Annotated in this window: 19 protein-coding genes; 8 read left to right on the top strand and 11 right to left on the bottom strand. The window is 62.9% G+C overall.

The features are described 5' to 3' along the window. Positions 1-4: 4 nt before the first annotated feature. Together AC0NID_RS02135 and AC0NID_RS02140 are read right to left on the bottom strand one after the other, a co-directional pair. On the bottom strand, positions 5-643 hold the full coding sequence (locus AC0NID_RS02135; RefSeq protein ID WP_473450385.1) for an acyl-homoserine-lactone synthase: 639 nt from the start codon (positions 641-643) through the stop codon (positions 5-7). A 97-nt stretch (positions 644-740) separates the two neighbouring features. Then, the gene (locus AC0NID_RS02140; protein ID WP_473450387.1) at positions 741-1472 is read right to left on the bottom strand and encodes a helix-turn-helix transcriptional regulator; all 732 of its coding nucleotides are present in this window, start codon (positions 1470-1472) and stop codon (positions 741-743) included. A gap of 290 nt (positions 1473-1762) precedes the next feature. On the opposite strand from AC0NID_RS02140, the gene AC0NID_RS02145 reads away from it, so the two are divergent. Next, complete coding sequence (locus tag AC0NID_RS02145) at positions 1763-2584, top strand: transporter substrate-binding domain-containing protein (RefSeq protein ID WP_473451467.1); 822 nt, start codon at positions 1763-1765, stop codon at positions 2582-2584. A gap of 39 nt (positions 2585-2623) precedes the next feature. On the opposite strand, the gene AC0NID_RS02150 is transcribed toward AC0NID_RS02145, so the two are convergent. Next, positions 2624-3034, bottom strand: coding sequence for a tellurite resistance TerB family protein (locus AC0NID_RS02150; RefSeq protein WP_473450389.1), 411 nt, complete (start codon positions 3032-3034; stop codon positions 2624-2626). A 167-nt stretch (positions 3035-3201) separates the two neighbouring features. Here AC0NID_RS02150 and AC0NID_RS02155 point away from each other — a divergent pair, with 167 nt between their 5' ends. Beyond that, positions 3202-4851 carry a lysine--tRNA ligase gene (locus AC0NID_RS02155; protein ID WP_473450391.1) on the top strand — a complete coding sequence of 550 codons (1650 nt, stop codon included), beginning with the start codon at positions 3202-3204 and terminating at the stop codon, positions 4849-4851. Here the strand turns inward: AC0NID_RS02155 and AC0NID_RS02160 are convergent. The 7 genes from AC0NID_RS02160 to AC0NID_RS02190 all read right to left on the bottom strand — a co-directional run bounded on the left by AC0NID_RS02160 (position 4814) and on the right by AC0NID_RS02190 (position 13627). Continuing rightward, the gene (locus tag AC0NID_RS02160) at positions 4814-5656 is read right to left on the bottom strand and encodes a thermonuclease family protein (RefSeq protein WP_473450393.1); all 843 of its coding nucleotides are present in this window, start codon (positions 5654-5656) and stop codon (positions 4814-4816) included. The genes AC0NID_RS02155 and AC0NID_RS02160 overlap by 38 nt on opposite strands. Before the next feature lie 8 nt (positions 5657-5664). Beyond that, a complete protein-coding gene (locus tag AC0NID_RS02165; protein WP_473450395.1) occupies positions 5665-6315 on the bottom strand; it encodes a S24 family peptidase in 651 nt (216 codons plus the stop codon). Between the two features lie 98 nt (positions 6316-6413). After that, entirely contained in the window at positions 6414-8633 is a 2220-nt protein-coding gene (locus AC0NID_RS02170; protein ID WP_473450397.1) for a 3-hydroxyacyl-CoA dehydrogenase NAD-binding domain-containing protein, read from the bottom strand. 12 nt (positions 8634-8645) lie between these two features. Further along, complete coding sequence (locus AC0NID_RS02175; RefSeq protein ID WP_473450399.1) at positions 8646-9854, bottom strand: acetyl-CoA C-acetyltransferase; 1209 nt, start codon at positions 9852-9854, stop codon at positions 8646-8648. Between the two features lie 31 nt (positions 9855-9885). Next, positions 9886-11058, bottom strand: a complete 1173-nt coding sequence (locus tag AC0NID_RS02180) for an acyl-CoA dehydrogenase family protein (RefSeq protein WP_473450401.1) — start codon at positions 11056-11058, stop codon at positions 9886-9888. A 55-nt stretch (positions 11059-11113) separates the two neighbouring features. Continuing rightward, on the bottom strand, positions 11114-12910 hold the full coding sequence (locus tag AC0NID_RS02185) for an acyl-CoA dehydrogenase (protein ID WP_473450403.1): 1797 nt from the start codon (positions 12908-12910) through the stop codon (positions 11114-11116). 255 nt (positions 12911-13165) lie between these two features. Continuing rightward, positions 13166-13627 (bottom strand): MerR family transcriptional regulator, encoded by a 462-nt coding sequence (locus tag AC0NID_RS02190; RefSeq protein WP_473451469.1) that lies wholly within the window; start codon positions 13625-13627, stop codon positions 13166-13168. Between the two features lie 489 nt (positions 13628-14116). Here AC0NID_RS02190 and AC0NID_RS02195 point away from each other — a divergent pair, with 489 nt between their 5' ends. From AC0NID_RS02195 to AC0NID_RS02210, 4 genes are all read left to right on the top strand, one after another. Then, a complete protein-coding gene (locus AC0NID_RS02195) occupies positions 14117-18040 on the top strand; it encodes a peptidoglycan-binding protein (protein WP_473450405.1) in 3924 nt (1307 codons plus the stop codon). Positions 18041-18232: 192 nt separating this feature from the next. Beyond that, positions 18233-19156 (top strand): sulfite exporter TauE/SafE family protein, encoded by a 924-nt coding sequence (locus tag AC0NID_RS02200; protein WP_473450407.1) that lies wholly within the window; start codon positions 18233-18235, stop codon positions 19154-19156. Further along, positions 19156-19947: a TIGR02186 family protein gene (locus AC0NID_RS02205; RefSeq protein WP_473450409.1), complete on the top strand. Its 792-nt coding sequence runs from the start codon at positions 19156-19158 to the stop codon at positions 19945-19947. Before AC0NID_RS02200 ends, AC0NID_RS02205 begins: the two co-directional genes overlap by 1 nt. A 106-nt stretch (positions 19948-20053) precedes the next feature. Beyond that, positions 20054-21310, top strand: a complete 1257-nt coding sequence (locus AC0NID_RS02210; protein ID WP_473450411.1) for an Hsp70 family protein — start codon at positions 20054-20056, stop codon at positions 21308-21310. Positions 21311-21317: 7 nt separating this feature from the next. Here AC0NID_RS02210 and AC0NID_RS02215 read toward each other — a convergent pair whose 3' ends face one another. Next, entirely contained in the window at positions 21318-22220 is a 903-nt protein-coding gene (locus AC0NID_RS02215) for a LysR substrate-binding domain-containing protein (protein ID WP_473450413.1), read from the bottom strand. 277 nt (positions 22221-22497) lie between these two features. Between AC0NID_RS02215 and AC0NID_RS02220 the strand changes: the two genes are divergently transcribed. After that, positions 22498-25428 (top strand): molybdopterin oxidoreductase family protein, encoded by a 2931-nt coding sequence (locus AC0NID_RS02220; protein ID WP_473450415.1) that lies wholly within the window; start codon positions 22498-22500, stop codon positions 25426-25428. Then, positions 25425-26159 carry a 4Fe-4S dicluster domain-containing protein gene (locus tag AC0NID_RS02225; RefSeq protein WP_473450417.1) on the top strand — a complete coding sequence of 245 codons (735 nt, stop codon included), beginning with the start codon at positions 25425-25427 and terminating at the stop codon, positions 26157-26159. Before AC0NID_RS02220 ends, AC0NID_RS02225 begins: the two co-directional genes overlap by 4 nt. Positions 26160-26164 lie beyond the last annotated feature (5 nt).

Raw genomic sequence — 26164 nt, forward strand, 5'->3', positions numbered from 1 at the left:
AATCTCACGAGGCCCGTCTCAGTCCGAGCCTGTCGGGATATCCCTTGGCCAGAACCGACGCGAAATAGTTGCGACGCGAACGCACTACCTGCAACGTATGCTCGGTGAAGGTGAGCAGCGTTGCGACGACCTGCTGGTTGCCATAAGTGCGCTGGTAGCCAAGCGGCTTCGCCAGGAAATGCAACTGCAGTGCCCGCAGGACCCACATCGGCTCGAACTCGATAATCACCTGATTGACGTTCCGGCTCAGCCCCCACTCGACGAAGCCGGCAATGAGCTCTGTGCCGACCGTCGATACGCCGCGCTTGCCGTCACGAAAGCCCGGCGCCACCGCGTAGCGGGTCAGTTCCCAGACGTTCGGTCCGGAGGGCGGCGTCCCTTCAAAGAGGTCCGCCAGCACTTCGGTCAGAAGATGCGGCCGCGTTGTCGGCAACATCCTCTGATAGCCGGCGAGTTCGCCGTTGCGGATGACAATCTGATGTACCGCCTCATCGTGATCGAACTGATCGATCTCGAGGCCATCGGGGCGCTGCAGATCGCTCCACCCCATCTCCTCGACGAAAATCTTGTAGCGCAAACGATGAACGGCCTCCCAAAGGTCGGGACGTTCCATCAATTCCTGTGTGGTAAGGGAAAAAAGCATTAGCCGTCTCCTGGGTTCAAGAGGAAGATACGGCCGGGCTTTCCCGAGAAAATTACGTGATCACGTAGGCAAGAATTTCTAGGCCGGCGCGGCCGAGCTAGCTAATATAGCCGCGCCTTATCGCTTCCGCGACTGCTTGAACCCGGTTGACGGCACCGAGTTTGCCTTTGGCGTTAAGAAGGTGTTTCTCGGACGTGTGTTCCGAGATGCCGAGGATTTGCGAAATCTCCCATTCGGACTTGCCGACGGCGGCCCATTGCAGGCATTCGCGCTCGCGTGGCGTCAATTCGATGTGATCGATGGTCTTGTCCGCCATCGTATGGAGCTGCATGGCGCGGCCGATCGCATAGGTCGATACCAGCAACACCTGCCCGAACTCGGCTTCCGACAGTTCCACAGCCTCGCCCCCCAGCGACACCATGACGATCTGGCCATCGAGCGTAACGAGCGGGAAGGCCATGCCGTCGCGGAGTTTGAATTCGCTGGCGTCGCCCATCACCTCGCCGCTGCTCGTGTCGATGCGAATGCTCTGAGACGCTTCCCGCCATTGGAACGGCGCTTGCAGCTGCTTCATGTGGCTGACGATGGGATCATGGTCGACATAGTTGCGCGCCACATAGCGCTCCAGCCATTCTCCCGGCCAGTCACAGAGCAGCACATGGTCCTTTTGCTGGCCTCGCGGCGTTCCTGGCTGCGGAACAGTTCCAGCCATCAGTGCCATCAGGCCGAAACTCGACGTGACGCCAAGCAATTTCTCGCAGACAGCGGCTGCCGTGTCGGCATGCTGCAGCTGGTCTATGAATTCCAAAGTGCGATCGAACTGACCCATCGCAACATCAACCCTATGTTGCCTTCCGCATTGAGCTCAACGGTCCCAGTGCCGACCTGCACTTTACCATCGACCCCGGATTGCAAATCTGCCTCCCTGTTTGCAGTGTTCCGCGGCTACCCTCCAGCCGGCCCCGCTCAGTCGTTTGCAAGCTCCGACTAACCATATCCCTAAATCGGCGTGATGAAATCAAAAACCATTGTGCCTCTGCCATTTTCGTACCAAAAGCCAATCTGGACAGAACAGGGCCGAGCCTAATCGTGGCAATTCGCTGGACAGCCATCGTCTTGATGCTGGCAATGACAGTAGCACAGTCGCTCACCGGTGTGGCGCGCGCCGCGGAGCCGCAAGTGCCGGTGCTGTGGGACGCCAAGGAGCGGCTGCCGAAACCCGACCTTTCCGCGCTGCCGCGTCTGAGATTCCTGACCACCACCGATTTCCCACCCTTCAATTTCCTCGACGGGGCAGGCCGGTTGTCCGGCTTCCATGTCGATCTGGCGCGCGCCATCTGTGCCGAACTCGGCATCGCGGCAAAATGCCAGATCCAGGCGCTGCCCTGGGCCGAGCTCGAAAGGGCATTGCAGAAGGGCGAAGGCGAAGCGATTATTGCCGGCATCGCCGCCACGGCGGAGTCGCGGTCGAAATATGCCTTCTCACGCTCCTACCTGCAGTTTCCTGCGCGTTTCATCATGCCGAAGACAAAGGCGCTCACGGAACCGATCTTCGACAGACTGCGCGGCAAGCGCGTCGGCGTGGTCGCCGGCTCCGCGCATGAGCGGATGCTGCGCGATTATTTCGGCACCGTTCAGTTGGTCCCCTTCGACCGGCCGGAAGCGCTCTACGATGACCTCAAGGCCGGCAAGGTCGACGCCGCCTTCGGCGACGGCATGCGTTTCGCCTTCTGGCTGGGCGGTTCCGATGCCGCGGCGTGCTGTCGCTTTGCCGGTGGTCCCTATCTGGCACCCGAATATCTGGGCTCGGGCATGGCCATCGCCACCAGGGCCGACGATCCAACGCTGGCCGCGGCATTCGACTACGCGTTGCAAGAGATTTCGGTGAAGGGCATCTTCGCCGAATTCTATCTGCGCTATTTCCCGGTCAGCTTTTTCTGATCCGGTCCGTTGAGCTTCTTCTGACCCTCCAGGCCTGGATCAAGTCAGCGTGCGAAGGCGAGCCTTGGCGGCGCGGCCGATTGCGGCGACGGTCAGCGTGTCGAGATCGAGCTGGCGCCGAATGAGCTGCAGCACCCGCACTTCCTCCATCCGCATTTCCAAGTCTATGGCCGCAACCTCGAAAGCGACGGCATAGGCGGTGTCGTGGAGCCGCTCAGGCAGCGCCTCGGCGACGCGCGTCAAGACACCTTCCAGCCCGGCCTTTTCATGCAGCATCTTCTGGCAGTCCTGGGCGATGCCGACCACTCGGCCGTCGTTGAAATCCTCGAACACCGGCCACGTGCGGACGACGTCGCCGATCCGCGCCAGTTCGACGTCGGTCATGTCACGGTCGGACGCCGAGGTGATGACCATCAGATAGATAAGGGCTTCGTGCGGTGACAACGGCATCTAAAATTCCTCGAATGGCTCCCGAAGTTAGGAACGCGGCGTCGACGCCGCAAGGAAAAAGAGCCGCGATCGTTGACGCTCCGGTCAGGCACGCCTAGAGACCGGTGGAAAAACCTCATCCGGCCCCTTTCTTGCGACGGTGCCGGCGAATGATTTGGAACAGTGACATGGCGGGATCAAACATCATCGATCTCAATCCCGAGGTGCTTGCGGCAGCGGCCGAAAGCAAAGCCTGGCCGTTCGAGGAAGCCAGGAAGATCGTCGAGCGCTACAAAGGCACTGACTTTCCCGAGACAGTGCTGTTTGAGACCGGCTACGGTCCGTCGGGGCTGCCGCACATCGGCACTTTCGGCGAGGTCGCACGCACCTCGATGGTGCGCCATGCCTTCCGCGTCCTCACCGGGGACACGGTCAAGACCAAGATCTTGTGCTTTTCCGACGACATGGACGGCATGCGCAAGATTCCGGACAACGTTCCCGATCGCGCCGCACTCGAGCCGCACCTGCACAAGCCGCTCTCATCCGTCCCCAATCCTTTCGGCGGCGATTATGCGAGCTTCGCAGACCACAACAACGCAATGCTATGCCGCTTCCTGGACACGTTCGGCTTCGACTACGAGTTCGCCAGCGCGACGGAATACTACAAGGCCGGCCGTTTCGACGAAGTTCTGCGGCGCGCTGCCGAACGTTTCGACAAGATTATGGACGTGATGCTGCCGACGCTCGGCGAAGAACGCCAGGCGACCTACAGCCCGTTCCTGCCGATTTCCCCCAAAAGCGGCCGCGTGCTTTACGTCCCCATGAAGCATGTCGACGCCAAGGCCGGCACCATCACCTTCGATGATGATGGTACCGAGACAACGCTTCCCGTAACTGGCGGCAAGGTGAAGCTGCAATGGAAGCCGGATTTCGGCATGCGCTGGGCGGCGCTCGGCGTCGATTTCGAGATGTTTGGCAAGGACCACCAGACGAATGCGGTGATCTACGATCGGATCTGCAACATCCTGGGTGGGCGGGCGCCGGAGCATTTCGTCTATGAGCTGTTCCTGGACGAGAACGGCCAGAAGATTTCGAAGTCGAAGGGAAACGGACTGACCATAGACGAGTGGCTCACCTATGCACCGACCGAAAGCCTCGGGCTCTACATGTACCAGCGGCCGCGGCAGGCCAAGAAGCTCTATTTCGACGTCATTCCGAAGGCGGTGGACGAGTATTACGCCTTTCTGTCCGCCTATCGCCGGCAGGAGTGGAAGGAGCGGCTGGGAAACCCCGTCTGGCATATGCATGACGGCAATCCGCCTGTCGTCGACCTGCCGGTGTCGTTCGCGCTGCTGCTCAATCTGGTCAGCGCCTCGAACGCCCAGAACAGGGACGTGCTGTGGGGGTTCATTTCGCGCCACACATCGGGTGTGACGCCCAAATCCCACCCTGAGCTCGACCGGCTGGCCGAATATGCGATCCGCTATTTCGACGATTTCGTGAAGCCGGCCAAGGTGTACCGGGCCGCCGACGCGATCGAGCGCGAGGCGCTGACAAAGCTCTCCGAAGCGCTCACCGCATTGCCGCCAGACGCCGATGGCGAGGCGATCCAGAATGCCGCTCTCAACGTCGCGCGCAAGATCGAGCGCTATCAGGACCATTCGAAGCAGAGCCCGGAAGGTGGGCCGGGCGTCTCGGTCGCCTTCTTCCAGATGATCTATCAAGTGCTGATCGGACAGGAGCGCGGCCCGCGCTTCGGTTCCTTCGCCGCGCTCTACGGAATCGCAGAAACCCGCGCGCTCATTCAGAAGGCGCTGGCTGGTCAGCTGGTAACGTAGGCGTCGTCGGCGACGGATCGAGAATCGGCTGCGTCGGCTCCGATGAGGCCGCGACGGGCGCCGGTGCCGGAGGCAGGCCCCAGAGGTTTGGCGCCGGCCCGAAAATGCCCTTTCTCGCCGCGCGCGCCTTCTCGCCGGCCTCGACATACGGGCCGCTCTCGGCGGGGCGCGCCCAGCCGTTTTCGATCAGCCACTGGCCGACATCCTGGTTGCCGACGCGGCATTCGGCGGCGATCAGGTCGCGGCCGCCCTCGGGTGGCACCGTGCAGACTACCGTCCGGCCGCGCAGGAAGGCACGGAACGCCGTTCGCGCCCGGGTACCGCACGTCCAGGACGTGCCGCCATCGGTGCAAGTCTCGTCCTGCCCGACGATGTCGATACCGGAAATCGCGACCGAGTAGCCGTTGGCCTCGATCACCCCTGCGGCCGACGCAACAGGCTGGAACAGTTTTGTCCCGTTCCAGTCGTCGGGCATTTTCGTTTTGGGCGGCTTCGGCGGTCCAGCCAGCGCCAAGTCACTCAGCGGCGCACGCGGCTCCAGCCGTTCGAGCTCTTCGGCCTGAAGCTGCGGCGGCGCGATGATCTCGGGATCGATCGTCCTGGAATGCGCTTCCGGCCTTGCCGCGTCGGGGCGCGGGATTGCGGCGATGGCGGACGCTTCGGATTGCGCCGCCGTGCCGGCCTGCGCCGGAGCTGCGATGCGATCATCTTCTTCGCCATGCAATACGGCGCGGCCACCAGCGGCGATCGCGGCCGCAATCGCCAGGATCGTCAACATCGCGGCGGCTGCATGAAGCGGACGCACCGGCGACCCTACTGGCTTGCCCAGACAATCCGCGCCAACCATTCGACATCGCGCATGGGGATGTCGCGGTCCGGATGGTCGGGGTTGAGAGAGAGCAGCACGATCGAATTCGCCGTTTGCCGGTCCAGAACCTTGGCCATCACCTCGCCAGCACTGGTCTTGACGACGACCCGGTCGCCCTTGCGAGTGGTAGCGCCCGGCTCGACGATCAGCACGTCGCCGTTGCGGTAGAGCGGCAGCATGGAATCGCCCTGGACCTGCAGCGCGTAGGAGGTCTCGGTCGCTCGCGCCGGAAGCTCGATCAGGTCCCAGCCCTGCCCTGCCGGAAAGCCGGCGTCGTCGAAGAAGCCGCCGGCGCCGGCCTGGGCGAAGCCGAGCAGCGGCACCGAAGACCTCGGCGCGGGCAGATATTCAGGAACGGGCTTGCCCCGGCCTTCGACCAGCCCCGTGAATTCGTCGAGCGAGGCGCCTGTCGCTTCGATGATCTTGGCCAGCGATTCGGTCGATGGCCAGCGCGGTCGCCCGTCCGAAGACAGCCGCTTCGACTTGTTGAAGGCGGTCGAATCAAGCCCCGCGCGCCTCGCCAGCCCGGAGGCCGAGAGCGAATAGCGCTCGGCGAGAGCGTCGATGGCGGCCCATACTCGATCATGCGAGAGCACTTTTTGCTCTCCTTCAAAACAGGAAAAAATACCTTCCCCTTTCTAATCTTCGATCCCTGATTTGTCCATCGGTCGCGCCAGACATAGATCGGGTTGCGTCAGGCTGCCTTCTTCACCTCGCCCTTCGCGTAAGGATCGAAGCGCTGGTAGAAGGTCTCGCCCTTCTCCGCCATGTCTACCAGCAACCTGGGCGCCTTGAACTCGGCGCCGTATTTCTTCTGCAGGGCTTTGGCAATCTTGATGAATTTCTTCGCACCGATGCCGTCGATGTAAGACAGCACGCCGCCGGTAAAGGGCGCAAAGCCGAAGGCGAGGATCGAGCCGACATCCGCCTCGCGCGGATCGGTGACGATGCCTTCCTCCATCACCCGTGCGGCTTCCAGCGCGATGGTGACCAGGAGCCGCTGCTTCAGTTCCTCATAGTCGACCTTTTCGGCCGCCAGTTGCGGATAGAGACCCTTCAGACCCGGCCACAGCTTCTTCTTGGCAGGTTTTTGCGGGTAGTCGTAAAAACCCTTGCCGTTCTTGCGGCCGAAGCGACCATGCGTGTCGACCAGCGTGTTGATCAGCGCCATCTGCTTCGGGTCGACCGCCTTTTCGCCGAGATCCCTGATGGTCTGCTTCATGATCTTCTGCGCGAGGTCGATCGCCGTTTCGTCGGTGAGCGCCAAAGGACCAACCGGCATGCCGGCGGCCTTCGCCGCGTTCTCGATCATCGGCGCCGGAACGCCCTCGATCAGCATCTTGTAGGCTTCCGACATGTAACGCAGCACGCAGCGGTTGACGTAGAAGCCGCGCGTGTCGTTGACCACGATCGGCGTCTTCTTGATGGCGCGGACGAAGTCGATCGCGGTGGCCAGCGCCTTGTCGCCCGTCTTCTTGCCGAGGATGATCTCAACCAGCATCATCTTGTCGACCGGCGAGAAGAAATGGATGCCGATGAAATTCTTCGCCCGCGCCGAATTCTTGGCCAGCGCGGTGATCGGGATGGTGGAGGTGTTCGAGGCGAAGATCGCCGACGGCTTCAGCACGGCTTCCGCCTGTTCGGTGGCGGCCTTCTTGACGGCCGAATCCTCGAACACCGCCTCGACCACCAGGTCGCAGCCTGCGAGGTCGGCATAGTCCGCCGTAGGCGTGATCAGCGACAGCACCCTGTCCTTGTCCTCTGGCTTGGCGCGGCCTTTTCTGACCTGATCCGAGATCAGGTTGTCCGAATGCGCCTTGCCCTTGGCGGCGGCTTCCATGTCGCGATCAAGCAGCACCACCGGAATGCCGGCCTTGGCCGTGACATAGGCGATGCCGGCGCCCATGAAACCGGCGCCGAGCACGCCGATCTTCTTGAATTTGGTCTCCGGCACGCCGGCCGGACGGCGCGCGCCCTTGTTCAGTTCCTGCAGCGACACGAACAGCGAGCGGATCATCGCCGCCGCTTCCCTGGTCTGCATGATCTCGGTGAAATAGCGCTGCTCGATGCGCAAGGCGGTGTCGAACGGCACCAGCAGGCCCTCATAGACGCATTTCAGAATGGCGGCGGCAGCAGGATAGTTGCCATAGGTCTCGCGACGGAGAATAGCTATGGCCGGTGGCCACAGATTGGCGCCGGCCACCGAATAGATCGGGCCGCCCGGCAACTTGAAGCCCTTCTCGTCCCATGGCGCCACCGGCTTCAAACCATTCTTGATCATGGCCTTGGCGGTCTCGACCAGCTTCTGCGGCTCGGCGATCTCGTGGATCAGGCCCATCGACTTGGCCTTCTGCGGCGACAGCGTCTGGCCGGAGGTCAGCATCTGCAGCGCCTGCTGCTGATCGGTCAGCCGCGGCACGCGCTGGGTACCGCCGGCACCCGGGAAGATGCCGATCTTCACTTCGGGAAGCGCCATCCTGACCTTGTCGGAATCGGCAGCGACACGGCCATGACAAGCGAGCGAAAGCTCGAACGCGCCACCCATGCAGGTGCCGTTGATCGCCGATACCCATGGCTTGCCCGAGGTTTCCAGCTTACGGAACAGGCCGGTCATGTAGCCGGCATTGTCAAACAGCGCCTTTGTCGCCTTGTCCAGGTCCTTGGCTTTGTCGGCTGCGAAGGTCGACAGCATCTTCTGCAGCATGGCGATGTCGGCGCCACCGGAGAACGTATCCTTGCCGGAGGTGATGACCGCGCCCTTTATCGCCGCTTCGCTCGCCACCTTGTCGACGATGGCGTTCAGTTCCAGCATCGCCTCTTCGGTAAAAACGTTCATCGACCGGCCGGGCATATTCCAGGTGACGAGCGCGATGCCGTCGGCGTCGACGTCGAGGGTGAAATTGGTGTAGCTCATCGTTCTCTCCCGTCAGACGCGTTCGATGATCGTTGCGGTGCCCATGCCGGCGCCGATGCAGAGCGTCACCAGCGCGGTGTTCAGATCGCGGCGCTCCAGTTCGTCCAGCACCGTTCCGAAGATCATCGCACCTGTGGCGCCGAGCGGATGGCCCATGGCGATGGCGCCGCCATTGACGTTGATCCTGTCGTGCGGGATGTCGAAGGCCTGCATGTAGCGCAGCACCACCGAGGCGAAAGCCTCGTTGAGCTCGAACAGGTCGATGTCCGACAGTTTCATCCTGGCGCGCTTCAACAACTTCTCGGTGACGTCGACCGGACCGGTCAGCATCAGCACCGGCTCGGAGCCGATGTTGGCGAATGCACGGATACGTGCGCGGGGCTTCAGGCCAAGCGTCTTTCCGGCCCTCTTCGAGCCGAGCAGGACGGCGGCCGCGCCGTCGACGATACCCGAAGAATTGCCGGCGTGGTGGACGTGGTTGACCTCTTCGACCTCGGGATGCTTCTGCACCGCGACGGCGTCGAAGCCGCCCATTTCGCCGGGCATGACGAAGGATGGATTGAGTGCCGCCAGCGACTGCATGTCGGTCGAGGGGCGCATGTGCTCGTCATGATCGAGGATGGTCAGGCCGTTCTGATCCTTGATCGAGATCACCGAATTCTTGAAACGGCCCTCGTCCCAGGCCTTGGCGGCGCGCTTCTGGCTCTCGACGGCATAAGCGTCGACGTCGTCGCGCGAAAAACCGTATTTCGTGGCGATCAGGTCGGCCGAGATGCCTTGCGGCACGAACCAGCCTGGCAGACCGACAGAAGGGTCCATGAACCAGGCGCCACCGGATGCGCCCATGCCAACGCGCGACATGGATTCGACACCGCCGGCGATGACGATCTCATCAGCGCCTTGCGCGATCTTGGCTGCGCCGAAATTAATGGCGTCCAGGCCCGAGGCGCAGAAGCGCGAGATCTGCATGCCGGGCGCCGAAGTCGCATAGCCAGCTTCGAACGCCGCCGCGCGCGGAATGACGGATCCCGCCTCGCCGACCGGGTCGACGGAGCCGAAGATGATGTCGTCGACGGCGCCGGTGTCCAGCCCATTGCGGTCGCGGATCGCCTCAAGCACCTTGGCGCCGAGCCTTACTGCCGGCACTTCATGCAGCGAGCCATCCTTCTTGCCCCTGCCGCGCGGCGTGCGCACGGCGTCGTAGACATATGCTTCGGCCATTTTTCTGCTCCTTGGATTTGCCTGACGCCGCTCAGAGCGAGCGCCCGATCAGCAATTTCATGATCTCGTTGGTGCCGCCGTAGATGCGCTGGACGCGAGCGTCGCGGAACATGCGGGCGATCGGGTACTCGTTCATGTAGCCATAGCCGCCATGCAATTGAAGGCATTCGTCAACGACTTTTCCCTGCAGGTCGGACAGCCAGTATTTGGCCATCGAGGCCGTTACCGGGTCGAGGCCGCCCTCGATATGGCGGGTGACGCAATCATTGTAGAAGACGCGGCCGATGGTCGCCTCGGTCTTCAGTTCGGCCAGCTTGAACTGGGTGTTCTGAAAATCGATGATCGCCTTACCGAAGGCCTTGCGCTCCTTCACGTAGTCGATGGTCAGCGCCAGCGCCCGCTCGACCATGGCGATGGCGCCGGTGCCGATCTGCAGCCGCTCCTGCGGCAATTGCTGCATCAACTGGACGAAGCCCTGGCCTTCCTCGTGGCCGAGCAGATTGGAGGTCGGTACGCGCATATCGTTGAAGAACAGTTCTGACGTGTCGTTGGCCTTCAAGCCGATCTTGTCGAGGTTGCGGCCGCGCTCGAACCCTTCCACCTCGTCGGTCTCGACGACGATCAGCGAAGTGCCCTTGGCGCCCTTCTCCGGATCGGTCTTGGTGACGACGATGATGAAGTTGGCGAGCTGGCCGTTGGTGATGAAGGTCTTCGAGCCGTTGACCTTGTATTGGTTGCCATCCTTCTCGGCCCGCGTCCTGACTCCCTGCAGGTCGGAGCCGGCGCCGGGCTCGGTCATCGCTATGGCGCCGATCAGCTCGCCGGTCGCCAGTTTCGGCAGCCATTTCTTCTTCTGCTCCTCGGAGCCGTAGTGAAGGATGTAAGGGGCAACGATCGAATTGTGCAGGCCGATGCCGAAACCGTCGACGCCGACATGGCCGATCGCCTCGATGATGGCGCTCTCATGCGCGAATGTCCCGCCCGAACCGCCATATTCCTCCGGCATGGAGGCGCAGAGCAGACCGGCGGCACCTGCCTTCAGCCAGCTCTCGCGGTCGACCATCTCGTTCTTCTCGAACTCGTCATAGCGCGGCGCGATCTCTTCCGACATGAAGCGGTGCGCCATGTCGTAGAGCATGCCGACCTCGTCCGCAGCCCAGGCGGGTTTGGGCAAAGCAAGCACTTCGGCAGGATTTGTCGCCACGATTTCCTCCGCGTATCGACATGTTAAAAGGCCGGCCGTACCGACCCCGTCGAACTTAGAACGCTTCCGCCGGCAGTGCCATCAATGTATCGGCACCGCTGGAAATGCGGGCAAGATGCGCCGAGGTCTCCGGGATGATCCGCTCCATGAAGAAGCGCGCCGTCACCAGCTTGCTGTCATAGAAGGCCGAAGACCCAATGGCGCCATTAGCCAATTTCGCTCCGGCTGCCTTGGCCATCTGCGCCCACATGTAGCCCAGCGCCACCAGACCGAAGAGATGCATGTAGTCGCTCGAGGCGGCACCGGCATTGTCGGGCCTGGCCATGCCGTTCTGCATCAGCCACATCGTCGCCGCTTGCAGATCGTTGAGGCCCTTTTTCAACGCCTTGGTGAAAGGTGCCATCTTCTCATCAGCGCGGTTCTCCTCGCAGAACTCGCCGACCTCCTTGAAGAAGGCCTGCACGGCGCGGCCGCCATTCAAGGCCAGCTTGCGACCGACGAGGTCGAGCGCCTGAATGCCGTTGGCGCCCTCGTAGATCATGGCGATGCGGGCATCGCGCACGAACTGGCTCATGCCGTGCTCTTCGATATAGCCATGGCCGCCGAACACTTGCTGCGCCATCACCGCGTGGTCGAAACCCTTGTCGGTGAGCACGCCCTTCACGACCGGCGTCATCAGGCCGGTGTAGTCGTCGGCAACCTGGCGGTCCTTGCCGTCGTCCGAGCGGTGGGCGATATCAGACTTGATCGCCGTCCACAGCGCCAGCGCGCGACCGGCCTCGTTGAAGGCTTTCATAGTCATCAGGCTGCGGCGGATGTCGGGGTGGACGATGATCGGGTCGGCCTTCTTGTCCGGCGCCTTCGGCCCGGACAGCGAACGGCCCTGCAGGCGATCCTTGGCGTAGGACACGGCGTTCTGGTAGGCGACCTCCGACAGCGAAAGCCCTTGCAGGCCGACGCCGAGCCGAGCCTCGTTCATCATCGTGAACATCGCCTTCAGGCCGCCATTCGCCTCGCCGAGCAAAGTGCCCTCGGCCTCATCATAATTCATGACGCAAGTCGAATTGCCATGAATGCCCATCTTCTCCTCGATCGAGCCGCAGGAGACGGTATTCTTGTCGCCCGGATTGCCCTCGGCATCGAGCTTGAGTTTGGGCACTATGAACAGCGAAATGCCCTTCACGCCCTCCGGCGCGCCCTCGATGCGGGCGAGCACCAGATGGACGATGTTGTCAGACATGTCGTGCTCGCCGGCCGAGATGAATATCTTCTGGCCAGAGATCTTGTAGGTTCCGTCGCCGTTGGGAACCGCCTTGGTACGCAGCAGGCCGAGATCGGTGCCGCAATGCGGCTCGGTCAGGTTCATGGTACCGGTCCAGGCGCCTTCGACCAGCTTCGGCAGCCAGGTCGCCTTCTGCTCGTCGGTGCCGTGGGCAATGATTGCCGCGATCGCGCCCTGCGTCAGGCCGGGATACATCATCAGGGACATGTTGGCGGAAACCATATATTCGGAAACAGCGGTATGCACCGCGTAAGGCAGGCCCTGGCCGCCAAATTCGACGGGCGCGGCCAACCCCATCCAGCCGCCCTCGCGATACTGGTCGAAGGCCTCCTTGAAACCCTTCGGCGTCGTCACCGAACCATCGTCATGGCGCACGCAGCCTTCCATGTCGCCGACGCGGTTCAGCGGCTGCATGACATTTTCAGCGAGCTTGGCGCCTTCGGCGAGGATGGCCTCGACCACGTCCGTCGTCGCATCGGAAAAGCCCGGAAGATTGGAATAGCGCTGGTAGCCCAGCACCTCGTTCAGCACGAACAGCGTGTCCTGGACCGGAGCCCTGTAGATCGGCATGCTTTCCCTCCACCATGCGGACTTGGCCCCCAAATCAAGCCGCGCACGGCGGGCGGACCAATATTGAAATCGGGATAGCAAAAATTGACGTTTGCGTAAACGTCAATTTTTTTGATGCGACAAATTTTCCCGGCGCCACGCCCTTGAAGCCAGTGCATCCGGACGCAGCCGGAAGACAATGCAAGAGCCGCGCGGCCAAGGCTACGCGGCTCTCATTCGTCAGAAGGCCGTTCCCCGGAAGCCGGAGAGGCCGAACTATCCGGCGGCGCTGGCCTGCGGCGCCGAACGCTCGACCAGCATCTGGCGCACCGCCGCCATCGAGTTGCTCAACTCGTTGATCGCGTCTTCGATCAGCGCCCGCTGCTTCTGCAGGCGGGCAAGCTGCTTCTCCGACTTGTCGAGCGTTAGCCGCAATTGCTTGGTGTTGGAGCCGGTCGGGTCATACAGATCCATCATCTGCTTGACGTCGCGCAGCGAGAATCCGACCTTGCGGCCGAGCAGGATCAGCTTCAGCCTCGCCTTGTCGCGGCGCGTATAGAGGCGGGTCGAGCCGTCGCGCTGCGGATTGAGAAGGCCCTTGTCCTCGTAGAAACGCAGCGTGCGCAGCGTTACTCCGTATTTCTTGGCCATCTCGCCGATGCGGACAAGGTCCTCGCCGGCTTTATCAGACATATCATTGGTATTGGCCGCGGCTTCGCCGGGCGAAACAAGTTTCATGGTCACTGGCTTTCCCCGTCTGGTGGCGTCGCGGTCCCGGACCTTGCGTCGCCTGAGTGGAAGCAGGGGCGTGCTCCCAGTCGTGGTTTCAACAAACAAAATCGCAAACGGCACGGTCTGTGCACGTTTTACGTTTACGTCAATTCTATACCGATAGCCGCCTCACGAAGCAAGGGCGTTGTGCGGGAGGAGCTTTTTGCCGCATCCGCCAGCAATGCCCCACGGCCTTTGGGTGGTCTGCCAACAAGTTGCAACTTCTTAAGTTTGGTTAACGCGTTGTTTACCACGTTGGGCGAAATGTGCGCATGTCGGTTACCCGTGTTTATCCTGTAGCGAATTTTTCACGGTTTTTCGGAGCGCGGGTGAAACCCGGGGAGTTCGTCTTCCACCGCAGCAAAGCCGCGGCCGCCTTCGTTTCCGGCAGGACTTTGGGAAACTGGTGATAAGCCAGCAACAGACGGACCCAGTAATTCTGAAACGGGCGCATCGATGAACAGCAAGCGGTCCTATCTCGATACACTCAACGCCGGCAGGCAGCGCAGGTCACACACCACGCTTGAGCAGCTCAACCGTTCCCTGGAAACACTGGAGCAGCGGCTGGAGCGGACGCGCGAGGACATCAGCGAGGGTCCCGATCCGCGCTATGCCAGCGCCCGGCCCTATGAGGATGCGCGCGCCGCGCAGCCGCCGAAAAGCCCGGCGCCGGCTGCCTTCGACCAGAACTACCAGGCGATCGCCCGCGACATCGACCGCGTGCGCGGCCAGGAAGATGGCGTCGCCGCAGTTGGCAAGATCGCCGGCGAATTGCGCGGCCTGCGCGAGGAACTGCGCCATCAAATGACCGCTGGCCTGCAGCGTGAATTCGAAGCGCTGCGCAAGGACATAGAGCGGGCCTTCCAGGCAAGCGCTCAGCCGGGCGGCCCGGGCGGCAGCAAGGGCAGCGCCGAACTCGGCGTCGAGTTCGAGCGGCTTTCCGGTGCCATCCAGACACTGGCCGAAAAGAGCGACGACAGAAGCGTCAACATGCTTCGGCTCGAGCTTGAGCAGGTCAAGGCAGCGCTCGATACGCTGGCGCGCGAGGAGAGCGTACAGGCGGTCGGCCGCCGCTGGGACGATTTCGACCGCCGCTGGACCGCTTTCGAGGACCGCGTCGATGCCGATCAGCGTAAACGGTCGGACGCGCCCGGCCTTTCGACGCTGACCGACCGGCTCGAACAGATCAACAATGCGGTCAACAATTTGCCGGAATCGCTTTCGCTGCGTTCGCTCGAAGACAAGGTCCGCACGCTTGCCAGCGCCGTCGATCATTTCGCCAATCAGCAGGACAATCGCGGCAGCGGCACATTCGGCATGATCGACGAGCGGCTGGATGAGATTTCCCGCGCTATCGTCGCCTCGACCGTCGTCGCGCAGGCCAATTCGTTCGACCCGGAACCCTTCGAGCGCATCGAGAAGCGGATCGACTCGCTTGCCCAACAGATCGAGGAAGTCACGCAGGTTCTCCCGAACGGCGAGGTCATCGATCGCCTCAACATGCTGTCGAGCCGGGTCGACGATCTTGCCGGCCGCGCCAATCTGCCCGAGCAGGCGATGGAGCGGCTCGACAAGCAGATCGCGCTTATTGCCGACAAGATCGACCGGGCGCCTGCCATGCCGGATGCCGACTATATTTTCCAGGGGCTGGAACAGCGTTTCGACGTGCTGTCCGGCATGCTGGAGCGACGCCAGGGCGATGCGATCGAACAAGGCAACATGCTGTTTCGCGATCTCGAGCGCCGGCTGGACGAAGTCGCCGACAGACTGGACCAGCGCATGCCGCAGGTCGACGGCGCCGGCATCATGGACGCCATCGATGCCCGTTTCAGCGCGCTGGCCAAGCGCATGGAAGCGCGCGTTCCCGATCCCGCGGGCGAAGCGGCGATCCGTGGCCTGGAAAGCAGGCTCGAAGACATTTCAAGCCGGCTGGATTCGTCCGCGGCACAAGTCGCCGGCATCGACCCGGCCTTGATCCGCAGCCTGGAAGCGCAGGTCGCGGGTCTGTCGGCGCATCTTTCGAAACCTGGCGCGCCACTGCCGGAGTTCGAGGACATCAGCCCGCGTCTAAATGAGATCGAGAAGTCACTGGCTGGAACCCGCGACTCCATCCTCAGCGCGGCGCGCGAGGCAGCCGAGAGCGCCGTCCGTTCGCTGGCCGACTCCAGCGCCAATACGGCGGCCGTTTCCGGCCTCGCCCAGGATCTGAAGACGTTGGAAGCGCTGACGCGCCGTTCCGACGAGCGCAATTCGAGGACCTTCGAGGCCATCCACGACACGCTGCTCAAGATCGTCGACCGACTGGGGTCGCTGGAGACCAGCGAGCCGGCCGATGTGGTGAGCGAACTTCTGAATGCGCAACCTGCCACGCAGGACAGCTGGCGCGGCGCGCGATCGTCAAAGATGGCCGTTCGGAACGCGCCGTCCATGGATATCGACCAGCCATTGCCGCTGACGGGAGACATGGCCGACCTCGACAGCCGTGCCGCCGCCATGATGCGCAATGAGCCAAGCCCGCGCACGCCGGCCGAAGCCGCTGCGGCCGCGGCGATGGCGGCGCTTGGTTCCGACACGTCACCAGAGAGAAGCGAGCAGGGTGGCGGGCGGAGGTCGATGCTCGGCGGATTGGCGCGCGCCTTCAAGGGCAAGAAGGAGGCGGACGTTCCGCCGCTTGCCGGCTCGGCGCCGGATGTCGAGATACCGAGTGCCGATCTCGACGAGCCGCTGGATCCGAAGCTTGCCAACCGGCCGCTGGAGCCCGGCTCCGGCCCACCCGACCTCAACGCCATCATGAAACGCGTGCGCGACGAACGCGGGCCGCCCGTCAGGACCGGCGATGCCGATGCATCGAAATCCGACTTCATCGCCGCAGCCAGACGCGCGGCGCAAGCGGCCGCCGCCGAGGCCGAGGTTCTCAAGCGGCAATCGACGAAGAGCGGCCCGGTGAAGGCGCTCAGGATCGGCGACCTGCTCAAGGCGCGGCGCAAGCCGATCCTGATGGCGGCCGCCGCAGTCATGCTGGCGCTCGCCGGCCTGCAGCTGGGCAAGGCCTTTTTCTCCGACCCCGTGGAAATAGCCAGCAACGACGCGGCACCGATTGTAGCCGCGCAGCCGGCCGATACCGCATCGGCCGGTGTCGCCCGCGAGCCGAAGGCGGACGTGCAAACTGCAGCGCAGAACAGCGAGCCAGCCCGCGCCGTCAGACAGGCAGAACCCTCCGAACCGATGGCCGAGGACGACATGGCGGCGCAGACCGTCGTCGCCGCGCCGTCGGACGTCGGAACGCCGATGGACGCCAAAATGCCGGTGGGCACTGACCCTGAGGCCGAGCCTGTTGCTGCGCCCATGGCTTCGACGGCGTCACCCGATCCGGCGGCGGACGCAACGGCCTCGGCAGATGGAGAATTGGACAACGACTCATTGGCCGCAGCGCCGGCCACCGCTGCGACGACCCGGGATACGACCCCGGACATGACCGGCACGGTTACGCCCGCGGATGCTTCAACGGCGGCAGCCACTGCCAAGATCGACATCCCAGCCGACGCCGGCCCGGTTGCCTTGCGTGACGCAGCGGCCGGCGGTGACGCCAAGGCGTTGTTCGAGATCGGCTCGCGCTACGCCGAATCGCGCGGCGTCAAGCAAGACATGGCAGCGGCCGCCAAATGGTATGAGAAGGCCGCCGAGCTCGGCTTCGCACCGGCGGAATACCGCATCGGCAATTTCTACGAGAAGGGCATCGGCGTCGCGCGCGACGTCAAGAAGGCGAAGACCTGGTATCAGCTCGCCGCGGAACAGGGCAACGCCAGCGCCATGCACAATCTCGCCGTGCTCTTTGCCATGGCGGCGGACGGCGTGACCGACAATGACTCGGCCGCGCACTGGTTCGAGGCCGCCGCCGATCTCGGCGTCAAGGACAGCCAGTTCAATCTCGGCATCCTGGCGGCGAAGGGCGTCGGCATGAAGCAGAATCTCGAGGAATCCTACAAATGGTTCGCCCTCGTCGCCAAGACCGGCGACAAGGACGCGGCCGCAAAGCGCGACGAGATCGCCAATGCGCTCAGGCCCGAGCAGCTCGAACGCGCACGCGCCGCCGCCGAACTGTGGAAGGCTAAGCCGCTCGATCCCGCGGCCAATTCGGCCGACATTCCCGAATCGTGGCAGGACGGCACGCCGCAGACGACCGCCGGTATTGACATGAAAAAAGCGGTTCAGAACATCCAGCGCATCCTCAACAAGAACGGCTATGAAGCTGGCAATGCCGACGGTGTGATGGGCGAGAAAACCAAGAACGCCATCATTGCTTTCCAGACCGACAATGACATGAAGGCGACGGGGGTGGTCGACGAAAAACTGGTCAAGGCGCTGCTTGCGCGCAAATAACGGCAGATGCGTCGTTTACACGATGCCCTTGCCACACATTTGCCTGTTAACTGATTGAGTTGTTTTTTGTTTCGGCTGCGCAGCGAGGTTTGACTTCGCCAGCCGGCCGGCGCAAGAACGAGATAGGCTTTTTGGCGCGAAATGCCCGCAACGGTTGCATTCGCCGAGAGGCAAACTGATCGAGACTGACGGGTGGGCATCTATCTCCCGATCGCGGAAATTTCCGTCAACATCTTCGTGCTGCTGGCCATGGGCGCGGCGGTAGGTTTCCTGTCGGGCATGTTCGGAGTGGGCGGCGGCTTCCTGATCACGCCGCTGCTGATCTTCTACAACATACCGCCGGCGATCGCGGTGGCCACCGGCGCCAACCAGGTCATCGCCTCCTCCTTCTCAGGTGCGTTGTCGCACGTTAAGCGCGGCACGCTCGACTTCAAGCTCGGCGGGGTGCTTTTGGCCGGCGGCATCGTCGGCTCGACAGGCGGCATCTTTGTCTTTGGCTTCTTGCGCCGGCTCGGTCAGCTCGACCTGTTCATCTCGCTGCTCTATGTGTTGCTGCTTGGCACCGTCGGCGGGCTGATGCTGATCGAGAGCGTCAATGCGCTGCGCGCCACCCGCAGCGGGGCGGCACCGGTGCTGAAGAAATCCGGTCAGCACAATTGGATCCACCGCTTGCCGCTGAAAATGCGGTTCAGGGCCTCGAAGCTTTTCGTCAGCGTCATCCCGGTGCTCGGCCTCGGCGCCGGCATCGGCTTCCTGTCGTCGATCATGGGCGTCGGCGGCGGCTTCATCATGGTGCCGGCGCTGATCTATCTCTTGAAAGTGCCGACCAACGTCGTCATCGGCACCTCGCTGTTCCAGATCATCTTCACCTCGGCCTACACCACGCTGGTCCACGCCACCACCAACCAGACGGTCGATGTCATGCTCGCCTTCCTGTTGATGGCGGGCGGCGTCGCCGGCGCGCAATACGGCGCCAAAGCCGGCCAAAGGCTGCGCGGCGAGCAACTCAGGGCACTGCTGGCACTGCTGGTGCTGGCGGTCGCCATCCGGTTGGCCATCGACCTGTTCGTAACCCCGCCCAACCTCTATTCCCTGTCCGGCGTGGATCTGACCTGATGGCGGGGTTGAGGACGTTCTTGGCCGTTGCCTCGCTGTCGCTGTTTGCTGCCTTGTCATCGGCAAGAGCGCAGACGCCGCCGACCGAAAACATCCAGATCGGACTGTCCACCGACCATGTCTCGATCACCGCCGGCTTTTCCGGTGCCGACCTCACCATCTTCGGCTCATTGGAAAATGCCAACCCGCTCGTCGCGCGCCAGGGGCGCTACGACGTCATCGTCGTGCTGGAAGGCCCAGCCCGGCCCGTCGTCGTGCGCCGCAAGGACCGGGTGCTCGGCGTCTGGATCAATCTGGAGTCGGAGACGTTCGAGAATGTGCCGGTGTCCTATTCGGTGGCGACGACGCGCCCGCTGCAGGACGTCACCGATCCCAACAGCTACAAGCAATTGTCGCTCGGCGCCGCCAACATCTACATGCAGCCGGCCGATGACAGCGACAGTCCGGCGACGATCCAGGAATTCACCGCAGCGCTGCGCGACCGCAAGTCGGCGACCGGCCTCTACAGCGAGAATGTCGGCGGCGTGCGGTTCCTGTCGCAGAACCTGTTTCGCGCGACTGTCAGGCTTGCCCCCAATGTTCCGGTCGGCACCCACAGGGCGCGCGCGTTCCTGTTCAAGAGCGGCCTGTTCATCAAGGAAAGCTCCGCCCAGCTCGAGATCCGAAAGTCGGGCTTCGAACAGTCGATCTTCCGCGTCGCCCACGACTATTCCTTCCTCTACGGTATCTTCGCCGTGTTCCTGGCCATGCTGACAGGTTGGCTCGGAAGGCTCGTCTTCCGAAAAGACTGAAGCTCTCATAAAAGTGGTTTCGCTTTTCAGGGACATGCGATAGATCGCGACCCCCGGCTTGGCCGCACACGAGCTGTAGTTCCCCAAAATCACCAGGACATTTTCGATGCGACCAGCATTCGGCGGTATCGACTTCGGCACTTCGAACTCCACCGTGGGCGTGGTCAGGAACGGGCAGCCGCGGCTCGTGGCGCTGGAAGACGACCAGGTTACGCTGCCCAGCGCCGTGTTCTTCAACTTCGAGGACAACCGCACCTATTTCGGGCGCCGCGCCGTCGCCAACTATACCGACAGCATCGAAGGCCGCCTGATGCGCTCTTTGAAGAGCGTGCTCGGCAGTTCGCTTGTCCATGAAAAGACGCGGATCAAAGCACGGTCGATCGCCTTTACCGAGATCGTCGGCCTGTTCATCGGCCAACTCAGGAAAAGGCTGGAAGAGGATGCCGGCGACGTGGTCGAGAGCGTGGTGCTAGGCCGGCCGGTGCAGTTCGTCGACGACGATGCCGGGGCCGATGCCAGGGCCGAGAGTGAACTCGAAAACGCGGCCCGCACCCAGGGCTTCAAGCATATTGCCTTCCAGTTCGAGCCGATCGCGGCGGCGCTCGACTACGAGCAGAAAGTGGTGCGGGAAGAACTGGCCCTGATTGTCGACATGGGCGGCGGTACCTCCGATTTCTCGATCGTGCGGGTCTCGCCGCAGCGTGCCCGCTCCCTCGATCGCAAGGACGACATCCTGGCGAGCCGAGGCATCCACATCGGCGGCACCGACTTCGACCGACTGTTGAGCATCGCCCACGTGATGCCGCAGCTCGGCTATCTCTCGCCGACCAAGGACGGCAAGCGCAACTTGCCGGCCAGCTACTTCATCGACCTGGCGACATGGCAGCGCATCAATCTGGTCTACACCGCCCGGGCAATGACGCATCTGCGCCAGATCCGCTACGAGGCGAAACGCGCCGACCTGGTCAGCCGTTTCATCCACATCGTCGAGCATCGCTATGGGCATGCGCTGGCGGCCTTGGTCGAAAAAGCCAAGATCGCACTGACGGAGCAATTGTCCGGAGCTATCGCGGTCGCGCTGCCGGGGGCGGAATTCGCCACCGAAATTACGCGCGTCGGGCTCGACGCCACGATCGCCAGGGACATCGATCGGGTTACTGCCATGGTCGGTGAGACCATCCGCGACGCGCAGGTGAAACCGTCCGACATCACCGCGGTGTTCCTGACCGGCGGATCGACCGCGATCCCGCTGGCCAGGCAGCAGATCCTGGCTTTGGTGCCGCAGGCGTCCGTTATTGAAGGCGACATGTTCGGCTCAGTCGGGCTTGGCCTGGCACTCGACGCGCAGCGGAAATTCGGCTGACTTCTGCCTACTTCGGAACGGTCTCGCCGGCCTTGGCACCGAGATGCGCCTTGAGCGCCATCTGGGCCAGGCTTGCCTGCCGGTCTCGATGCGTGATCATGGCGAAATCGCGTTTGGGCAAATCGATCGGCACGGACCGCAGGCTGGCTTCGGCAACCGCGCGCGCGACGACGAGCTCCGAAATGATGGTGGCGCCGGCACCGGCCTCGACCGCCTGGCGAACCGCCTCGTTGCTGGGCAGCACCAGGAATATCTGCAGGTCCGCGAACGAGATCCCTTCGCGGCGGGCAAGATCTTCCAGCACCTCGCGCGTGCCCGAGCCGCCTTCCCTGATGATCCAGCGAAGCTCCCTGATATCGGGATGTCCGCACGAGACTTCCGCGATTTCTGGATGCGAATGTGCCACGACCAGCATCAGGCGATCCACATCGAGCTTGGCGCGCCGCAAGATATCGGATTCAGTGCGTCCTTCAACCAGGCCAAAATCCGCCGTGCCGTCGAGGACATTGGTCTCGACCTGTCTGGTGTTGCCGATGGTGACGCTCAGCCTGACGGCGGGATACGCCTCGTGGAAGGAGGCCAGCCGGCGCGGTAGCCAGTAGCTGGCGATGGTCTGGCTGGCGGCGATCGAAAGGCTGCCGGTAATCGTCTGCGAGACGTGCTCCAGCACATTGTGGGCGGCAGCGGCCCGTTCGAGAACGGCCTTGGCCTCGGGCAGGAACCTGCGCCCGGTCTGCGCAAGCTCGATGTTGCGGCCGACCCGATTGAAGAGCTGGACACCATGCTGCTGTTCGAGCGAGCGGATGGCGGCCGAAGCCGCCGATTGGGAAATGCCCAGCAGCTCGGCCGCCTTGGTCATGTGCCCTCGTTCTGCGACGGCCACGAAAATCCGCAATTGGTCCAGGGTCATGCCGAAATTAAGAAATAAATTCGATTGGAATTACAAGAGCAACTTATTAGACAGATCAATTGCTTTGTTCTAAGTTTTTGAGGGAAATTGGAAAAATATCGCGGCGAAGCAGCAAAGGATAGAAAGTGGTCGGGCGGTTCAAATCCCTGTTTGCCCATTGGACCCGCGGCCTGCGGCGCCGGCTGACCGGCGAGCGCTATCATCCGGAAGAGCACTACATGCGCGGCCCCGGGCCGAAGACGAGAGCCAAATCCACGGACTGCAAAAGCGCCAGATCATGAACCAAGGACCGCTGCGCGGCGCCAATTCCGCACCGTCCCAACGGCCGCTTGCTAACACCCGCGCGCCCGACGAGGGCGACGGCGTCGACACGTCGCCTGACGTCTCCGACAGCATCGCCAAGACCACCTGCTACATGTGCGCCTGTCGCTGCGGCATCGACGTCCACATCAAGGACGGCAAGGTCCGCTACATCAACGGCAACAAGGACCATCCGGTCAATCGCGGCGTGCTCTGCGGAAAGGGCAGCGCCGGCATCATGCAGCACTACAGTCCGGCCCGGTTGAAGAAGCCATTGCTGCGCACCGGTCCGCGCGGTTCAGGCGAGTTTCGCGAAATCGAGTGGGAGGAAGCATTTTCCATCGCCACGGAGCGGCTTTCGAAAATCCGCCGGACAGATCCGAAGAGACTCGCCTTCTTCACCGGGCGCGACCAGTCGCAATCGCTGACCGGCTGGTGGGCAAGCCAGTTCGGCACACCGAATTTCGCCGCCCATGGCGGCTTCTGCTCGGTCAACATGGCGGCCGGCGGCCTCTACACGATCGGCGGCTCGTTCTGGGAGTTCGGCGAGCCCGACTGGGAGAACACCAAATATTTCATGCTGTTCGGCGTTGCCGAGGACCATGATTCCAATCCGATCAAGATCGGCTTGGGCAAACTCAAGGCTCGCGGCGCCAAGGTGGTGTCGATCAATCCGTGCCGCACCGGCTACAACGCCATCGCCGACGACTGGATCGGCATCCGGCCCGGCACCGACGGCCTGTTCGTGTTCGCCCTCATCCACGAACTGCTGAAGGCCGGCCGCGTCGATCTCGACTACTTGCTGCGTTACACCAACGCCCATGTCCTGGTCGTCCAGGAGCCGCATGCTGCCGACGACGGCCTGTTCGTACGCGACGGTGACGGCAATCCGCTAGCCTGGGACAGAGTGGCGAAGACGCCGGTCAAGGCCACCGATGCCGATGCAAAACCGGCGCTGACCGGCAACGTCACCATCGGTGGCCGCCGCTGCGTGCCGGTCTTCCAGCTCATTGCCGAACGCTATCTGCAAGACAGCTATTCTCCCGCCGCAGTCGCCGAACGCTGCGGCGTTTCAACCGACACGATCCGCCGGATCGCTGCCGAACTGGCGCACGTCGCCTTCGAACAGGCGATCGAGCTGCCGATCGCCTGGACCGACTGGGCCGGCCGCCGGCACGAGACGATCAAGGGCCGGCCGGTGTCGATGCACGCGATGCGCGGTATCTCGGCCCATTCGAACGGGTTTCACACCTGCCGCGCCATCCATCTGCTTCAGGTGCTTCTCGGCACAGTGGACGTGCCGGGCGGATTCCGATTCAAGCCGCCCTATCCCCGTTCGACGCCGCCGGGGCCGAAGCCGGCGGGCAAGGACATTAGGCCAACGACGCCGCTCGAGGGCATGCCGCTCGGCTTCGTTTGCGGACCGGACGACCTGCTGGTCGATGACGCCGGCACGCCTGTTCGTATCGACAAGGCCTATTCCTGGGACGCGCCGCTCGCAGCACACGGCCTCATGCATACGGTGATCCGCAATGCCTGGGCCGGCGATCCCTACAGGATCGACACGCTGATGATGTACATGTCCAACATGGCCTGGAACTCGTCGATGAACACCGTCGAGACGATGGCGATGCTGACCGACAGCGACGACGCCGGAAACTACAAGATCCCCTTCATCATCTATTCCGACGCCTATTATTCCGAGACCGTGCCGTTCGCCGATCTCGTGCTTCCCGACACCACCTATCTGGAGCGGCATGACTGCATCAGCCTGCTCGACCGGCCGATCAGCCATGCCGACGGCCCGGGCGACGCCATCCGCCATCCCGTCGTCGAGCCGGACCGCGACGTCAGGCCATTCCAGACGGTACTGATCGAGCTCGGCGCGCGGCTCGACCTGCCCGGCTTCGTCGACGACGACGGCGCGGCCAAATACCACGACTATGCCGATTACATTGTCAATCATGAGCGCACGCCAGGCATCGGTCCGCTCGCCGGTTGGCGCGGCAAGGACGGAAACTCGATCGGCAAAGGCGAGGCCAATCCCGATCAGTTGCAGCGCTACATCGACAATGGCGGCTTCTGGCATCACGAGTTCACCGACGACCAGCGCTATTACAAGATGGCCAACCGCTCCTATCTCGACTTCGCCGAGAACATGGGCTTCATCGCAAAAGCCGAGCCGATCGTTTTCCAGCTCTATTCGGAACCGATCCAGCGGTTTCGCCTCGCCGCGCGCGGCCATGGGCGGGTGCTGCCGCCGGAGGCGGAGCGGAGCCGCATCGAGACCTATATGGACCCGCTGCCGTTCTGGTACGCGCCATTCGAGGAAGCCGCTGTCGACACGCAGATCTATCCGCTGCATGGGCTGACGCAGCGGCCGATGCACATGTATCACTCCTGGGGCTCGCAGAACGCCTGGCTAAGGCAGATCACCAGCCAGAACCGGTTGTTCGTGCACCACCAGACCGCAGCCGGGCTCGACCTTGCCGATGACGACTGGGTGTGGATCGAGAGCATCAACGGCAAGGTCAAGGGACAGATCAAGCTGATCGACGGCGTCAACGCGAATACGGTGTGGACGTGGAATGCCATCGGCAAGCGGCGCGGCAGTTGGGGGCTGAAGGACGATGCTGCCGAATCCAATCGCGGCTTCCTGCTCAACCACATCATCGGCGACCAGACTTCCGCTGACGCCAATGGCAAGCGCTATTCGAATTCGGACCCGGTCACCGGCCAGGCGGCATGGTTCGACCTGAGGGTGCGCATCATGAAATGCGCGGCTGAGGAAGCCGGCTTCACGGAGCCGCAGTTCGAACGGTTCCAGCAACCGCCGCGTTTCGAGCCTTCGCCGGACAAGCTCAGTTTTGGCGCCGAGTTCCGCCGGGAAAGGGAAGCTGCCGAATGACCTGCCTTCCCGCCCATACCGACAGGAAGCTCGGCCTGGTCATCGACCTCGACACCTGTGTCGGCTGCCAGGCCTGCGTCACCGCCTGCAAGGAGTGGAACACCGGCGGCCACATGGCGCCGCTGACCGACATCGATCCCTATGGCGGCAATGCCGACGGTGTCTGGTTCAATCGCGTGCACAGCTATGAGCACACGACCGAGATAGGCGGGCGCACCGTGAACTTCCCGCGCTCCTGCCTGCATTGCGAGACGCCGGCCTGCGTCACCGTCTGCCCGACCGGCGCCTCCTACAAACGGGCCTCGGACGGCATCGTGCTGGTCGACGAGGACAAATGCATCGGCTGCAAATTATGCAGCTGGGCCTGCCCTTATGGCGCGCGCGAATTCGACACCGATATCGGCGTGATGAAGAAATGCACGCTGTGTGTCGACCGCATCTACAACGACAATCTGGCCGAAGAAGACCGCGTGCCGGCCTGCGTCGCCGCCTGCCCGACCAGCGCCCGGCATTTCGGCGATCTCGGCGATCCGGCATCGGCGATCTCGCAACTGGTGACCGAACGCGGCGGCGTCGACCTGATGCCCGAACTCGGTTATCATCCAACCAACAAATATTTGCCGCCGCGCGCCCACACGCAGCGCGCCGCATCGGTGCCGGCGCCAGTGCTCGAACCGGTGCGGGCCGAAGGCGGCTTCCTTGGCTGGGTCGACCGAATGCTTTCTAACTGACCAGC

The sequence above is a fragment of the Mesorhizobium sp. WSM4821 genome (assembly GCF_055901555.1).